The sequence below is a fragment of the Streptomyces sp. WAC03905 genome, assembly GCF_057371075.1.
The window spans coordinates 6,921,353-6,936,959 of sequence record NZ_JBXYDZ010000003.1; the positions used below are offsets into that span (position 1 = coordinate 6,921,353).

At 75.3% G+C, this 15,607-nt stretch carries 12 protein-coding genes and 1 pseudogene; 8 read left to right on the forward strand and 5 right to left on the reverse strand.

The window, feature by feature from the left end; all coding sequences use genetic code 11:
• Positions 1 to 193 precede the first annotated feature (193 nt).
• Positions 194 to 1,384 carry a glycosyltransferase gene (locus AC2RP6_RS33710; protein ID WP_486449620.1) on the reverse strand — a complete coding sequence of 397 codons (1,191 nt, stop codon included), beginning with the start codon at positions 1,382 to 1,384 and terminating at the stop codon, positions 194 to 196.
• Positions 1,385 to 2,112: 728 nt separating this feature from the next.
• On the opposite strand from AC2RP6_RS33710, the gene AC2RP6_RS33715 reads away from it, so the two are divergent.
• Together AC2RP6_RS33715 and AC2RP6_RS33720 are read left to right on the forward strand one after the other, a co-directional pair.
• Positions 2,113 to 2,904 (forward strand): glutamate racemase, encoded by a 792-nt coding sequence (locus tag AC2RP6_RS33715; RefSeq protein WP_486449621.1) that lies wholly within the window; start codon positions 2,113 to 2,115, stop codon positions 2,902 to 2,904.
• 280 nt (positions 2,905 to 3,184) lie between these two features.
• Positions 3,185 to 4,786 (forward strand): ABC-F family ATP-binding cassette domain-containing protein, encoded by a 1,602-nt coding sequence (locus AC2RP6_RS33720; protein WP_486450543.1) that lies wholly within the window; start codon positions 3,185 to 3,187, stop codon positions 4,784 to 4,786.
• On the opposite strand, the gene AC2RP6_RS33725 is transcribed toward AC2RP6_RS33720, so the two are convergent.
• Complete coding sequence (locus AC2RP6_RS33725; protein ID WP_486449622.1) at positions 4,756 to 5,688, reverse strand: ADP-ribosylglycohydrolase family protein; 933 nt, start codon at positions 5,686 to 5,688, stop codon at positions 4,756 to 4,758. The two genes, AC2RP6_RS33720 and AC2RP6_RS33725, sit on opposite strands and share 31 nt — an antisense overlap.
• Positions 5,685 to 6,275: a TetR/AcrR family transcriptional regulator gene (locus AC2RP6_RS33730; RefSeq protein ID WP_486449623.1), complete on the reverse strand. Its 591-nt coding sequence runs from the start codon at positions 6,273 to 6,275 to the stop codon at positions 5,685 to 5,687. Before AC2RP6_RS33730 ends, AC2RP6_RS33725 begins: the two co-directional genes overlap by 4 nt.
• An 85-nt stretch (positions 6,276 to 6,360) precedes the next feature.
• On the opposite strand from AC2RP6_RS33730, the pseudogene AC2RP6_RS33735 reads away from it, so the two are divergent.
• From AC2RP6_RS33735 to AC2RP6_RS33755, 5 genes and pseudogenes are all read left to right on the forward strand, one after another.
• Positions 6,361 to 7,449: pseudogene (locus tag AC2RP6_RS33735) on the forward strand (FAD-dependent oxidoreductase).
• Positions 7,450 to 7,535: 86 nt separating this feature from the next.
• Entirely contained in the window at positions 7,536 to 8,051 is a 516-nt protein-coding gene (locus tag AC2RP6_RS33740) for a hypothetical protein (RefSeq protein ID WP_486449624.1), read from the forward strand.
• Positions 8,052 to 8,170: 119 nt separating this feature from the next.
• Positions 8,171 to 9,811, forward strand: coding sequence for an apolipoprotein N-acyltransferase (lnt, locus tag AC2RP6_RS33745; RefSeq protein WP_486449625.1), 1,641 nt, complete (start codon positions 8,171 to 8,173; stop codon positions 9,809 to 9,811).
• A gap of 35 nt (positions 9,812 to 9,846) precedes the next feature.
• A complete protein-coding gene (locus tag AC2RP6_RS33750) occupies positions 9,847 to 10,338 on the forward strand; it encodes an NUDIX hydrolase (protein ID WP_486449626.1) in 492 nt (163 codons plus the stop codon).
• Positions 10,339 to 10,458: 120 nt separating this feature from the next.
• On the forward strand, positions 10,459 to 11,658 hold the full coding sequence (locus tag AC2RP6_RS33755; RefSeq protein ID WP_486449627.1) for an acyltransferase family protein: 1,200 nt from the start codon (positions 10,459 to 10,461) through the stop codon (positions 11,656 to 11,658).
• Between the two features lie 38 nt (positions 11,659 to 11,696).
• On the opposite strand, the gene AC2RP6_RS33760 is transcribed toward AC2RP6_RS33755, so the two are convergent.
• Positions 11,697 to 12,476, reverse strand: a complete 780-nt coding sequence (locus tag AC2RP6_RS33760; RefSeq protein WP_486449628.1) for a trypsin-like serine peptidase — start codon at positions 12,474 to 12,476, stop codon at positions 11,697 to 11,699.
• Between the two features lie 162 nt (positions 12,477 to 12,638).
• Positions 12,639 to 14,093, reverse strand: coding sequence for a glycosyltransferase family 39 protein (locus AC2RP6_RS33765; protein ID WP_486449629.1), 1,455 nt, complete (start codon positions 14,091 to 14,093; stop codon positions 12,639 to 12,641).
• Between the two features lie 162 nt (positions 14,094 to 14,255).
• Between AC2RP6_RS33765 and AC2RP6_RS33770 the strand changes: the two genes are divergently transcribed.
• Positions 14,256 to 15,545 (forward strand): ATP-binding protein, encoded by a 1,290-nt coding sequence (locus AC2RP6_RS33770; RefSeq protein ID WP_486449630.1) that lies wholly within the window; start codon positions 14,256 to 14,258, stop codon positions 15,543 to 15,545.
• Positions 15,546 to 15,607: the final 62 nt, after the last annotated feature.

Here is a 15,607-nt window from a genome sequence, read left to right on the forward strand (position 1 = left end):
ACCGCGCTGACCTGCATATTCGCAGGTCAGAGCCACAGCTTTCACTTGGCGTTCACGTGCACGATTTGGTCACTTCCATCCCGCCTTGGCCCAACTCGTACCCACCGGTTGTGCGTTGCACCGACTTCTCGCTGACACAGCGTCACAACGCGGTGACCTCGGATGACGCGGTTCAGGACAGGGGTTCGCCGTTTCAGGCGTCGCTCGGACGGGCATAGGTCCGGCCCTTCCATGACGCGCCACGCCCCCGGTAGTGCTGAACGGCCGAGTCGACGGTCATCAGCAGGTACAGCAGCGCCGTGAGCGGAAGCAGCGGGGCGAGCGCGGCGGACTGCCGGTAGTAGCGGACCATCGGCAGGTAGGTGCCGGTCATCAGCAGCCAGGCGAGGCCCCCGGCCCAGGCCGTCGAGGCCCGTCCGGCGGCGAGGCCGGCCAGGAGGGCGACCGGGGGCACCAGGTAGACGAGCGCCAGCCCGGCCACCGTCCCGGCCAGCAGCAGGGGCTGGTGGCGCAGTTGTGCGTAGGCGCTGCGCGAGACCATCCGCCACAGGTCCGCGAGGGCCGGGTAGGGGCGCACGCTGTCCACGCGCTCCGCGAGCCCCAGCCAGATCCGGCCGCCGGAGTCCTGCACCGCCCGGGCCAGGGAGACGTCGTCGATGACGGCCTGCCGGATGCGGTCGGGCACGCCCGCCCGGACGGCCGCCGCGGTGCGCAGCAGGACGCAGCCGCCCGCGGCCGCGGCGGTACGGGCGCCGGGCCGGTTGATCCGGCGGAAGGGGTAGAGCTGGGCGAAGAAGTAGACGAAGGCGGGGACGACGAGGCGCTCCCACAGGCCGGCGACGCGCAGCCGAGCCATCTGCGAGACGAGGTCGAGGTCCGCGGAGGTGGCGGCGGAGACCAGTTCGCGCAGGCTGTCCGGTTCGTGCGCGATGTCGGCGTCGGTGAGCAGCAGGAAATCGGGCTCGGTGGCGTGCGCGGTGCGCGCGAGCGAGATGCCGTGGCGCAGTGCCCACAGCTTGCCCGTCCAGCCGGGGGCCGGGTCCCCGGGCGAGACCACGGTGAGCGGGAGGCCCGGCTGTTCGGCGGCGATCCGGAGGGCCAGGTCGCCGGTGCCGTCCGTGCTGCCGTCGTCGACGAGGATGACCTCGGCCTCACCGGGATAGTCCTGGGCGATGAGCGAGGGCAGGCTCAGCGGCAGCACCCCGGCCTCGTCCCGGGCGGGTACGACGATCGCGACGGACGGCCAGTGGGCGGGGGCGGTGCGCGGCGGGAGCCGGACGTCGGTGCGCCAGAACATGCCCTGGGCGAGGGTGAGCCAGAGCCATGCGGCGAGGGAGGCGTAGGACGCGGCGGTGGCGACGGAGGCGCCGGTGAGGAGGCCCATGGCGGCAGTGTGCCGGGCCGGCGGGGACCTGTCGCGCATCCGGACGCGCCGGTGCGGCGGCCTCCGGCGCCGGGCGCGCGGCCCGGAGCCGGCCGGGCGCGTGACCCGGAGCGGGCCGGGCGCGCGGCCGACCGTGAAGGCGCCCCGGTCCGGGGCGTGCGCGCGGGTGGGCGGCCGCCCCTGGGCGATGGTGTGTTCGGCGCCGCGCCGGTCGCGCCCGACCCGTGGGGGCCGCCGCGGCGCCCGGGTGGGGTCCGCACGATCCCCGGAGGGATTCCGGTCGGGTGCGGCGAGCGGGCGCCCCGGTCCGCGTCTCCGGTCCGCTCCGCCCGCGCCTCGTGCCGCCCCGCCGGGGTCCGGCAGCCTGCATGCCGCGGTGTCGTCGGCCGCAAGGACCCGCCCGGCATGCGCACGCACCGGACCGGCGGCACCGGACCGGCGGCGCCCGCCTTCCCGGCGGTCGGCGCACCGGACCGCAGCACCGGAGCCGCCGCGCCCGCCCTCCCCGGCGGGCGAACGTACCGGACGCGCCGCTCCGGACGCGCCGCTCCGGACCTGCCGCACCGGAGTCCCCGTGCCCGCCCTTCCGGCGGTCGGCGCCACGCGGTGGAGGCTCCCCGGGTGCGGGCCCGGGCCGGGCGCCGGACGGGCCGGAGGGGCGGCGGCGCGCGGGGCGGGATCCGGCCGGTGCCGGTTCGGCCCGAGCCGGGGTCGACTAAAGTGGCCGGGTGAAGATCGCGCTCATGGACTCCGGAATCGGCCTCCTCGCGGCGGCCGCGGCGGTGCGGCGGCTGCGGCCGGACGCGGATCTCGTCCTGTCCTCCGACCCCGACGGCATGCCCTGGGGTCCGCGGACCCCCGAGGACCTCACCGGCCGGGCGCTGGCCGTGGCCCGGGCCGCCGCCGCGCACCGTCCCGACGCACTGATCGTGGCCTGCAACACCGCCACCGTGCACGCCCTGGACGCCGTACGGGCCGAACTGGAGCCTGGCATCCCGGTCATCGGGACCGTACCCGCCATCAAGCCCGCCGCCGCGGCCGGCGGCCGGGTGGCCATCTGGGCCACCCCCGCCACCACCGGCAGCCCCTACCAGCGCGGGCTGATCCGCGACTTCGCGTCCGGCGCCCGCGTCACGGAGGTGCCCTGCCCCGGACTGGCCGACGCCGTGGAGGCCGCCGACGACGCCGCGGTGACCGCGGCCGTCGCCGCGGCGGCCGCGCTGACCCCGGCCGACGTCACCGACGTGGTGCTCGGTTGCACCCACTACGAGCTGACCGAGAGCCCCATCCGGGCCGCCCTCGCCGCACGGACCGGGGGAGCGGCGCTGGTCTACTACGGCTCCGCCGAGCCCGTCGCCACCCAGGCGCTGCGCCGTATCGGTGCCGTCGCCGAGCCCGCCCTGCCCCGCACGGGCGGACTGACCGTCCTGCACAGCGGCCGCGAAGCGGCCCTGCCCGCCGCCGCGTTCGCGTACGTCGAGGGCCGCCTCCTGGCGGGCCAGGGCGCGCCCGTCGGCTGACGGCGACCGCCGCGCGGCACGCGGAGCGTGCCCGTCGGATGGTGCCGGGCGCGGGGTCTCCGGTTCCCCCTGCCTCGGGCTGATGTGACCGACCCGCCCGTTTCGGCCTGGTCCGGGCGGTGCACGAGGCCGCAGCCGCACTGACGAGACGAACCGTCTTGCGAAGCCCTCCCTGTCTGGGCTATGGTCTGCGTGTTGCGAGACGATCCGTATCGTCTCGCAAGGCCGGGTGGACCCGGCTCCCGTCCCCCACCGAAAGGCACTGCCCTTGCGCGCTCCACTGGCCTCCAGCCAGATCGTCCTGTCCGAGGTCACGAAGACCTACGACACCCGCGTCGTCCTCGACCGGGTCAGCTGCACGGTCCGGCCCGGCGAGCGGGTCGGCGTCGTCGGCGACAACGGTTCCGGCAAATCCACCCTGCTCCGGCTCCTCGCCGGACGGGAACGCCCCGACCACGGCGAGGTCACCGTCACCGCCCCCGGCGGCACGGGGCACCTCGCGCAGACCCTCGACCTCCCTCCGGACGCCCGCGTCGGAGAAGCCGTCGACCTCGCCCTCGCCGACCTCACCGCCCTCGAACACCGCATCCGCACCGCCGAGTCACTCCTGCACCGGGCGGGCCCCGAAGAACTCACCGCCTACGCGGACCTCCTCGCCTCCTACGAAGCGCGCGGCGGCCGCGACGCCCGACGCCGGGTCGCGACCACCCTGCGCCGCCTCGGCGAACGCGCGGACATCGACCCCGGCCGCAGGCTCGGCACCCTCTCCGGCGGGCAGCGCTCCCGGCTCGCCCTCGCGGCCGCCCTGGCCGCCGAGCCGGAACTGCTGCTGCTCGACGAGCCGACCAACGACCTCGACGACGAGGCCGTCGCCTGGCTGGAGGAGCACCTGCGCGCACGCCGCGGCACCCTCGTGGCGGTCACCCACGACCGGCTCTTCCTCGACCGGGTGACGACCGCCGTCCTGGAGGTCGACGGCGACCGCCGGACGGTGCGCCGCTTCGGCAACGGCTACGCCGGCTTCCTGGCCGGCCGCGCCGCCGAACGGGCCCGCCACGAGAGGGAGTACGAGCAGTGGCGCGAGGAGGTGCGCAGCGCCGAACGGCTCGCCGAGACCAACATCGGGCGGTCCGCGGCGATTCCGCGCAAGCTGCCCCGCGGCTTCAGCGGCGCCGGCGCCTTCCGTGCCCGGTCGCGCACCCACGGCGCCGCGAGCCGCATCCGCACCGCCCGCGAGCGGCTGCACCGGCTGGCCGCGCATCCCGTTGCGCCGCCCCCGCGGCCGCTCACCTTCACCGGGCGGTTCACCGAGGGCGCCGCCGGATCCGTGGAAGTGGCGGGTGCGGCCGTGCCGGGACGGCTCGAACCGGTCTCGCTGGAGCTCGCGCCGGGGGAGCGGCTCCTGGTCACCGGACCCAACGGGGCCGGAAAGACGACCCTGTTGCGGCTCATGGCCGGTGAACTGCCTCCGGCGCGGGGCTTCGTCCGGACCCCCGAGCGGGTGGGACTGCTCCGGCAGGACGATCCATGGGCGCGCGAACGCCGCTCCGCCGTCGAACTGTTCGGCCCCGAGCACGCCGACCGGTACGTCGCCGGACTCGGCCTGCTGGCCCCGGCCGACCTGACCCGGCCGGTGCGCGCCCTCTCCGCCGGCCAGCGCCGCAAGCTGGAGCTGTCCCGGCTGGTGGCGCGTCCCCTCTGCCTGCTCCTGCTGGACGAGCCGACGAACCACCTGGCCCCGGCCGTGGTGGAGGAACTGGAGGCCGCCCTGGCCCACTTCGGCGGGACCCTGGTGGTGGTCACGCACGACCGGCGGCTGCGCGCGGGCTTCCGCGGCCGCCGCCTGGAGCTTCAGCCGGAGCCGGCCGTCGCGAGGCGCTGAGCCAGCACGCGCAGGTCGTCCGCGTACAGGACCCGCTCGCCGAACCCGGGCAGCGGTACGTGCAGCCGTGCCGCCCAGTGCGCGGGAACGGCCCCCTGCCCGTACCGGGCGCCGGCCGGCGCACCCGTCACCGCGGCCACCGTGTCCGTGTCCCCGCCCAGGTCCACGGCGGCCCGTACGGCCTCGGCGAACCCGGTGGTGGTCCGCAGCGCCCACACCGCCGAGCCCAGGCAGGGCCACACCGCACCGTTGAACTCGGTGGCCAGACCCGGGTGCCAGTCGGGTGCCAGCACCCGGCCGTACCGTTCGCGGTGGGCCGGGTGCACGGCGTCGAGCGTGGCCGGCAGGGCCGCGAGCGGATCGGCGCCGTCCAGGGCGACGCGGACGAGATCGTGCAGGATCGCGGTCCCTTCCCAGGCCGCCCGGTCGCCGTGCGTCAGCGCCGCGATCCGCCGCCCGGCGTCCATGGTGGCCTCCCGCCCGGCGGCGGAGAAGTACACGGCCGAGCCGGCGGCCCGCATCAGGGAGCCGTTGCCGGCCGCCCGGGCGTTGATCTGGAAGTGCAGGGCCGCCGCGAGGTCCCAGGGCTCGCCGTTGGTGAGCACGTCCTCGGTCTGCAGGCCGATGTCCTTCGGTTCACCGGCCGCCCACCGCTGGAACCTCTCGAACATCTCCGGGAGTTCGAGGCCGCCCCGCTCCAGCAGCGACTCGGCGACCAGGACGGCCATCTGGGTGTCGTCCGTCGCCTCGCCCGGGTCCCAGCCTCCGCCCCCGCGCATCTCCTCGCCGCGCGCGCCCAACTGCCCCGCCGGACCGAACTCGTACGGCGCACCGAGGGCGTCGCCCGCCGCTGATCCGAGTACGGTTCCCACGGCCCGGTCCAGTCGGCTGGGGGCGGTCACCGGGGCTCCCCGCAGCGTACGGCGGCCAGCAGGTCGCGGGCGAAGCGGTCCAGGTCGTCCAGTCCGGCGGCGGCCAGGGTGGCCGGGGCTCCGGCCAGCAGGTGGGGCACGGCACCGTGCAGGGCCAGGGTCAGGGCCCGAGCCCGTTCGGTGCCGGCGGGCAGCCCGGCCGCGCGCAGCAGGTGCGCGTGCGCGGCGAAGTCCGCCGCGGCGATCGGGTCGAGCAGCGCCGCCAGCCACGGCCGGCGCGTCCCCTCGGTCTGGAGCTCCAGGTAGGCGAGGACGCGGGGACGCCCGGGCCCCGCCACGTCCCGCAGCAGCCCGGCGAGCAGCGCCGCGAGCCCGCCCGCGTCGGCCGGGCCGGGTCCGGCACCCGCCAGCGAGGCGGCCAGCGCCCGGTACTGCTCCAGGCAGCGTTCCGCCACTGCCCGCAGCAGGGCGTCACGCGTCGGGAAGTAGTTCTTGGCGGTCCCCGTCGGTACGTCGGCGGCCGCGTCCACGGCGCGGTGGGTCAGCCCGCGCCCGCCCGATTCCGCCAGTACGGCGACGGCCGCGTCCCGCAGCCGGTCCCTCCGGTCCTGATTCACGTTGTCAGGATAACCACAGCCGTGGTACCACAGATGTAGTACCACGGCTGTGGTGGTCGCGGTCGTGCGAGCGGAGGGGTGAGCCATGAGCGACGGGACCAGCACGCCGCCGGGGGGCACGAGCGGGGCCGCCCCGGGAACGGCCGTCGTGGTCGTCGCCGGGGTCGGCGGCCTCGCCACCGCCATCGGCCTGCGCCGGGCCGGTTGGACGGTCACCGTCCTCGAACGGCGGGCCGCTCCCGAGCGCTAGCGAACCGCCTTCGGCATCCACCCCACCGCCCAGGCCGCACTCGACCGGCTCGGCGCCGGCCTCGGCGACGCGCTGCGGGCGCGCGCCGTGCCGTACCGCGACGCCCGCATCCGACGCCCCGACGGCACGGTCCTCGCAGCCCTCCCGCTGGAACGGATCGAACGCAGGGCGGGCCGGCCCGAACTGCTGATCTCCCGACCCCATCTGATCGACGCGCTGCTCGCCGAACTCGACCGCCTCGGCGGCCCGCCGATCGCCCACGGGCGGGCCCTTGCCGACCCCGGCGCACTCGACGCCGGTCTCGTCGTCGGTGCCGACGGCATCAACGGCGTGGTGCGCCCGGCGTACTTCGGCACCCGCAGCCGCCCCCGCCGCGTCGGCACGGTCGCCTGGATCGGCATCGCCGGATTCGAGACCGGACGGTACGGCGAGACGTGGGGCGAGGGCCGTTCCTTCGGCATGACCCCGGTCGAGCCCGGCCGCACCAACTGGTACGCCACGTTGCCCGCGGCCACCACCGCCCGGGAGGTACGGAACGCCTTCGCCGGCTGGCACGACCCGATTCCCCGGGTGCTGGCCGAGACCGATCCCGCGACCTGGATCCGGTACGAGATGCGCCACCTGTACCCCGCGCTCCCCTCCTTCGTCGCCGCCGGCCGGGTCGCCCTCGTCGGCGACGCCGCCCACGCCATGACGCCCAACCTCGGTCAGGGCGCCTGCACCGCGCTGCTCGACGCCGAGGCCCTCGCCCGCGCCGTCGCCGGCGCCGGGCCGGACGGGCTGCCCGGCGCCCTGCGCGCGTACGACGCCGAGCGCCGCCGCAGCGCCCAGCGCGTCGCCTTCGGCTCCCGCGCCCTGCACCGGTTCACGACGGGCCGCCGCCCTGCCCTGCGCGACGCGCTCGTGCGCCTGCTCCCCGGCTGACCCTTCCGCGCGGCGGTGCGGCGCGCCGTGGGCCGACCGGGCGCGCGACGGTGGCGCCGTAGCTCAACGTGGGTACGCTGCTACGTATGACGGGTCACCCCCCTGGTCCGCTCTGGACGGGCCGGGCCTCCAACCCCATGCAGTGGCTGCTCGCGGCGGTCGGCGCGGCCTGCGTCGCGCTCGGTGTCGAGCTGGCCGTCGACAACGCCTGGACCTCGGGCTTCGTGCCCCTGCTCATGGCCGTGACGGGCTGCCTCGCCGCCGGACTGCTCATGGTCTACGGCACGGTCGCCTTCGTGCACGTCTCCGTCACCATCGACCCCGAGGCCCTCCAGGTGCGCTGCGGACACATCGGGTTCCCGCGCCGCAGGATCGAACTCACCGACGTGGCCTCGGTCGAGTTCCTCTCCCGGATCACCCCGCAGCACTGGGGCGGCTGGGGCTACCGCTGGCGTCCCGAGAAGGGCACCGCCGTGATCGTCCGGCGCGGCGAGGGCTTCGAACTGACGCTGGACGACGGCAAGCTCTTCACGGTCACCGTCGACGACGCCGAGGATGCCGTCCGCGTCATCCGCGCCCACCTGCGCACCCTCGCCCGCTGAGCCTCCCGGGCCGCGCCGGCCCGCCCCCGCCCGCCGGTGCCCGTCCGGCGGTGGGGTCCCGCGCCGCACGGCCGAGGCGCTTACGGGATCCGAGGGCGCGGGGACGTACACTCCGCCAGATGAGCAGCAGTGTGACCCGCGAGGCCGCCTGGAGCGACGAGCCCCCGCGGCCCGCCGACGGCCCGGCCGGACCCAGGACGCCCTCCGTGACACCCCCCGACGGCCCGGCCGCGCCACCGCGGCGGCGCGGAGCCCTGCTGCTGCGGTGCCTCCTGGCCGCGCTGTCCGGCGTACTGCTCTACCTCAGCTTCCCGCCCCGCCCCCTGTGGTGGCTGGCCCCGCTCGCCCTCGCCCTGCTCGCCGGATGCCTGTACGGGCGCCGCCCGCGGGCCGGCTTCGGGCTCGCCACCCTCGCCGGCCTCGGCTACCTGCTCCCGCTCCTCGTCTGGACCGGCGAGGAGGTCGGACCGGTGCCGTGGCTGGCGCTGGCCGCCCTCGAAGCACTCTTCATCGGCCTCACCGGCCTCGGCATCGCCCTCGTCAGCCGCCTCCCGGCCTGGCCGGTGTTCGCCGCCGCCGTCTGGGTCGCGGGCGAGGCCCTGCGCTCCCGGGCCCCCTTCGGCGGATTCCCCTGGGGCAAGCTCGCCTTCGGCCAGGCCGACGGCGTCTTCACCCCGCTCGCCGCCCTCGGCGGCACACCACTGCTCTCCTTCGGCGTGGCCCTCTGCGGATTCGGCCTGTACGAGGCCCTGCGCATCGCCCGCCGCCACCCCGGCCGCGCCACCGCCGCGCTGACCGCGCTCACCGTCGCCGCCCCGGTCGGCGCCGCCCTCGCGGCCCGCCCGCTGGTCTCCGACGCGGCCGAGGACGGCACCGTCGTGGCCGCCGTCATCCAGGGCAACGTGCCGCGCCTCGGTCTCGACTTCAACTCCCAGCGCCGTGCCGTCCTCGACAACCACGTCAAGCGCACGATCCGGCTCGCCGAGGACGTCAAGGCCGGCAAGGCCCCCAAGCCCGACTTCGTCGTCTGGCCGGAGAACTCCTCCGACCTCGACCCGTACGCCGAACCCGACGCCCGCGCCGTCATCGACGAGGCGGTCAAGGCCATCGGCGTGCCCGTCGCGATCGGCGCGGTCGTCGCCCCGGAGACGGGCCCGCTGCGCAACACGATGATCCTCTGGGACCCCGTCGCGGGACCCACCGAGACGTACGACAAGCGCAAGATCCAGCCCTTCGGGGAGCGCATCCCGATGCGCTCCTTCGTCCGGCTGTTCAGCTCCGACGTGGACCGGGTGCGCCGCGACTTCGGCCCCGGCAAGGACCCGGGCGTCTTCGACATGGCCGGCAGCGGCGTGGGCATGGTCACCTGCTTCGAGGCCGCCTTCGACGACGCCGTCCGCTCGACCGTCCAGGACGGCGCCCAGGTGATCGCCGTACCGAGCAACAACGCCACCTTCGGCCGCACCCAGATGACCTACCAGCAGCTCGCCATGGACCGGGTCCGCGCGGTCGAGCACAGCCGGACCGTCCTCGTACCCGTCACCAGCGGCGTCAGCGCCGTCATCCGCCCCGACGGCCGGATCGTGTCGCAGACCAGGATGTTCACCGCCGACGCGCTCGTCGCCGAGATCCCGCTGCGTTCCGGCCGCACCCCGGCCACCGTCCTCGGCCCGCTGCCGGAGTACGCCCTGCTGCTGCTCGCCGCGGGCGGGTTCGGTGTCCTCGCCGCCCGCCGGATCCGGGCCCGCCGCGCCGCCTGAGGCGGGGCCCCGCCCCGGGCTCGTAGGGTCGGGGGATGACCACTCCTGATTTCATCCGGCGGATCCGTCAGTCCGCCGGGCACCAGCTGCTCCTGCTGCCCGGGGTCACGGCCATCGTCATCGACGACCGGGGCCGGGTGCTGCTCGGCCGGCGCACCGACACCGGGCGGTGGTCCGTGGTGGGCGGCATCGCCGAGCCGGGCGAACAGCCCGCCGAGACCGCCGTGCGCGAGGTGTACGAGGAGACGGCGGTGCACTGCGTACCCGAGCGCGTGGTCCTCGTCCAGATGCTGGAGCCGATCACCTACCCCAACGGCGACGTCTGCCAGTTCCAGGACATCACCTTCCGCTGCCGCGCCACGGGCGGCGAGGCACGGGCCAATGACCACGAATCCCTCGAAGTGGCGTGGTTCGACGTGGACGCGCTGCCGCCCCTGGAGCCCTTCGCCCTGGACCGGATCCACCGGGCCCTGCGGGACGAACCCACCTGGTTCCACGTCCCCGCCGCCCTCTCCGAGACACCCTAGAGCACACCTCGTCGATCATGGTGGCGTCGGCTGGACCTGCCGGGAGGGCGCTGTAAGGTTCCGCAGATCCGACGGGTCAGACCGAGACCGTCCAACATCGGGGTCGAAGAATGAGTGCAGGTGGAAAGGCCGGGCATACCGAGGACGGGCGGGCGCCCGACGGACGGCGCCCCGCGCGCCGGGGGGCCGGGGCCGCGCCTCGCGGCCCTCGACGGCATCCGGGTGATCGCCGCGCTCTCCGTCCTCTTCTACCACTACGCCGCCCTCGACAGCGCCTGGGGCGAGCCCGCCGCGGACGTCTTCCCGGCAGCGCACGCGCTGGCCGTCTACGGCTGGCTCGGCGTCGAGATCTTCTTCCTGGTCAGCGGGTTCGTGATCTGCATGAGCGCCTGGGGGCGTACCGTGGGGGACTTCGCGGTCTCCCGGGCCTCGCGGCTGTTCCCCGCCTATTGGGCGGCTGTGGTCTTCACCTCACTCGTCCTGTTCAACTGGCCCGAGGTGCGCACGGTCGCGTCGTTCAGCGACGTCGTGGTGAACCTCTCGATGCTCCAGGCCGGGGTCGGCGTCCCGCACGTCGACGACGCCTACTGGACGCTCTTCGTCGAGCTGAAGTTCTACGTGCTGTTCGCGCTCGTCGTCATGCGCGGCGTGACCTACCGCAACTGCGTCCTGTTCTGCGGGGCCTGGACCCTCGCCGGCGTCGTCGCCCCGACCGTCGACAGCGGCGTGCTGTCCTTCTTCGCGGTGTCGTCGGCGTCCCCGTACTTCATCGCCGGCATCGCCTTCCACCTGATGCGCCGCTTCCGGCCGAACGCCGTGCTGTGGGCCGTGGTCGGCGTGCAGTTCCTCCTCGCCCAGCACCACGTGCACGCCCGCATGATCTCCAGCCTGGGCCGCAACGCCACCCAGCACACGCCCGCCTGGCCGGCCCACGTGATCATCGTGCTCGGATTCGTCGTCATGGCGGCCATAGCCCTCGGTGCCCTCGACCGCGTCCAGTGGCGCTGGCTCCCGCACGCCGGAGCGGTCACCTACCCGCTCTACCTGATCCACATGATGGCCGGGCTGACCGCCATCCATCACTTCCGCGGCGACATCGCGCCCGTCCCGCTGGTCGTGGGGGTGACCGCCACCATGGTGGCCGTCGCATGGCTCGTCCACCGGCTCGTCGAACGCCCGCTCGGCCGCCTGCTGCGCGACAGCCTGCGACGCGGGGTGCAGGACATCCGCCTGGGCACACCGTGCCGGGTGGCGCTCGACCGGCTCCCCGCGCAGCCGTCCGCGCCCGAAGCGGAACGCATCGGGGCCACCCGCTCCTGAGGCCCCGCGGGGACCGCGCGCGCTGCCCGCCCCACCCGTCAGCCGCCGACGGCGGCTTCCCGGTACAGCTTCACCGCCCGATCGCCCATCACCGCGCTGTACGAGATCTCCGGTACGGTCCCGCCGCCCTCGTGGCCTCCGAGCACCCCGGCCAGCGCGCCGTCCACCAGCCAGGGGCTGCCGCTGGTGCCGCCGCTGAGATCGGGGCAGGCGATGCGGCGCTGGGTCGGGGAGAGCAGGTCGGTGCCGTTGGCGCAGCGCAGCGGGGCCTCCATCGTCCTGGGGTAGCCGATGACCGTCACCCGGGCCCCGGCGTCCTGCTCGGCGGCGACCGGGAAACCGCCCACGAGGTCCTCGACGCCGCCGGTCCGCCCGCCGTCCACCGGCGTCACCGTCGCGAAGGCGATGTCGGCGTCCGGGTCGTGTCCGGAGGTCCACTCCGGCGCCACGAACACGCCGGTGATCCTCCACAGTCCGTACGGGGCCCTGCCGTCCCGGTACCCCGGTGCGAACACCGTGGTGGCGCCCGTCTCGTCCAGGCAGTGCGCCGCCGTGGCGATCACGTCGTGGCCGTCGCTGCGCACCACCGCGGCGGTGCAGGAGTGCCCGCCGTCGAGGCCGGCGGCGAAGAGCGCGCCCACCCGGTCGGCCTCGGCGCCGGGCCGGGCCCACGCGGTGACGCCGAGCGGCGGGCCGGAGGCGGCATCGGGCAGGTCCACCCCGATCATCGCGGCCATCGCGGACAGCGCGAGCAGGATCCGTGACGCCCGCCGCGCACGGGAGCGCCGGGCCGTTCGGGGGAGCGTGTCGTGGATCATGTTTTCCACCCTGCCCCCCGAACCTATGACCGGAGGACGGTGTTCCGTATGAATCCCCTGTGAATTCCGTGAAGACGTCGTGAAAGCCGGGCCATGACCGGACGAGACGGTTCCGAACGGCACAGCCCCGGACGAGACACCCCCGCCGCGGGCCGGCCCCGGTCAGGAACGGCGCTCGTACACCGTCACCCGGCGCCCCCGCACCTGCCGGTCCTCCACCACCGCGAAGCGCTCCCGCAGCACGGCCGCCTTCGCCTGGTCCCGTTCCGCCGACGGGGCCTTCGCGACCTCCGCCGAGTCCGTCACCAGCAGCACCCGCCGCCGCTCCAGCAGCGCCTCCCGGATCCGGGCCGGCGGCGCCTCCTCGCCCTTGAGCGTGGCCGACGCCACCGGGCCCTCGGCGAGCGCCAGGTCCGTCAGGCCCGCGAACGCGCCCGGGGAGACCAGCGCCGTGTCCCGCCGCGCCGCCGGCACGAACAGCACCCCGTCCCCGTCCCGCTTCAGCCGGGCCACCTCACCGGCCACGGCCAGCACGTCGTCGATCCGGCTGGCCGGAGCCCGCTTGCCCAGCTCCACCGGCAGCAGCGCCAGGACCGCGACCCCGACCACCCCAGGCACCAGCAGGGCCGACGCCTTCGGGAACCGGGGGGCGCACGCGCGTACGGCAGCCCCCAGGGCCGCGCCGATCAGCAGGGCCAGCCCCACCATGCCGAACAGCACGTACCGGTCCAGGAACAGCGGCTGGACCAGCGACAGCCCGGCCAGAGCGAGCTGAGGCACCGCCAGCAGCGGCAGCCCCACCGCCGCCGCCGAGAGCCGCGAACGGTCCGGCCGGTCCGCCCACGCCCCGAGCGCGCCGATCGCCAGCAGGATCCCCGGCCCGATCATCATGTGCCAGGTCAGCGGCGGTATCCACGACACCTGATCGGACTGGCTCCGGCTGAACAGCACCAGCGGCAGCGCGCCCGCGACCGCCGCCGCGCCGGACGCCGCCCAGCCCAGCCACATCCCGCGCCGCGCCCGCACCCACCACAGGGTCACCGCGTGCGCGGGCAGCACCAGCAACGACAGCCAGTTCAGCAGCGCGCACACCAGGACGACCGCCCCGTACGCCGTCCAGCGCGGCCACGCCCGCCGCCCGGGCCGGTCGCCGAGCAGCGACACCAGCAGCACGGCCGACAGTCCGGCCCCGGCCGCGACCAGCGCGTACGGCCGGCCCTCCTGCAGATGGAACTGCACGGCCGGCAACAGCCCGAGCGCCAGCCCGCCGCCGAGCCCGGCCCAGAAGCCGGCCAGCCGCCGCCCGACGACCGCCACGCACACGGCGGCTCCCGCGACCGCCAGCACGGACGGCAGCCGCAACGTCGTCGTACTCGCGCCGAACACCTCGAAGAGGCCGTGCATCAGCAGGTAGTAGAGGCCGTGGACGGCGTCGACGTTCCCGAGCATCCGCCAGATCTCGCCCGCCGGACGGCCCGCCACCTGCCAGGTCGCCGCCTCGTCACGCCACACGCTGTCCTGCCGGGAGAGCCCCCACAGCCCCAGCGCCAGGGTCCAGAGGAAGGGGATCAGGCAGAGGAGGAGCCCGCGATGGGCCGCGGGTATGTGGCAACGCATGAAAGTGCTGGGATCCTCGCTCTGGCGTTCGGGCGGAAGCCACCAGTCTATGGACGCCACGGAGGGTTTCCGGACCTCCTGTTGTGCACGGCGGCGCGAGATCGGCGGGCCCGCCCGCCCCTAGCCTCGGCCGCAAGGAGCACGAACGAGGGGCGGTACCCGGTGAACTGGCTCATCCACGACTACCGCGAGAGCGATCTCGCAGCGGTGGTCCACCTGATCGACACCACGGCCGAACTCGGCCAGGAGTCCGTCTTCTCGCTCGCCGAGTGCATCAGCGCGCTGACCGGCCGGCAGCCCTGCGTGGTCGCCGTCCACCAGGGCGTCCCCATCGGCGCGGCCCTGGCCTGCGTCACCGGCGAGCGCGCCTGGGTCATGCGCATCGCGATCGCCGCAGGCTGGCGCGGCCGGGGCCTGGCCAGCGCCCTTCTCGTCGAACTGGAACGGCGGCTCATCGCAGCCCGCGTCGGCCGCATCGCCTACGTGCTGCCCGAGGAGGACCTGCTCGGCGAAGGACTCCTCAACGCCGGCTACACCCGGCAGCCCGCCGTCGCCTACTTCGAGAAGACCGAGCCGCTCCACGGACCGGCCGCCGGACTCCTCGACGACCTCGGCGGCCGCTTCCTGCCCAACGACCTGTGGTCCGGGGTCGCCGGCATGGAGAAGGAGAAGGACCTCATCGAACGGCGCGTGGTCCTGCCGCTCGCCGAACCCGAACGGGCCGCCACCCACGGAGTGCGGCCGCCGCGCGCCATCACCCTGTTCGGCCCGCCCGGCACCGGCAAGACCACCTTCGCCCGGGCCATCGCCTCCCGGCTCGGCTGGCCCTTCGTCGAACTGCTGCCCTCGCGCCTCGCCGACGAGGGCAACCTGGCCGCCGCCCTGCGCGACGCCTTCGCCCGGATCGCCGAACTGGAACGCGTCCTGGTCTTCATCGACGAGGTGGAGGAGATCGCCCCGGTGCGCACCGAGCCCGCACAGCCCGGCGGGATCCACGGCGTGACCAACGAACTGCTCAAGCTGATACCGGGCTTCCGGGACGGCGACGAACGGCTCCTCGTCTGCGCCACCAACTCCATCCGCTCCCTCGACCCGGCCTTCCTGCGCCCGGGACGCTTCGACTACCTCATCCCGATCGGCACCCCCGACGCCGGGGCGCGCGCCGCGATCTGGGCCCGCTACACGGCGGGCCGCGCCGACGTCGACGTCAGCGCACTGGTGGAGGCGACCGAACTGTTCACCCCGGCCGACATCGAGCACGCGGCGCGCATCGCGGCGCAGGTGTCCTTCGAACGGGACCTGGAGGCGGTGGGCGCCCGCGGCGCGACGGCCGCGCAGCTCGGCGCGACCACCGGGGACTACCTGGAGGCCGTCCGGCAGTGCCGGCCGACGGTGACCCCGGCGATGACGGGCGAGTTCGAGGCCGACATCACCGCCCACGCCCGGTTCTGAAGCCCGTACGGGCGTGGCCCCCGGCCCCACGGGTCGGCCACGGTCACGTCAGGGGCGAGGCG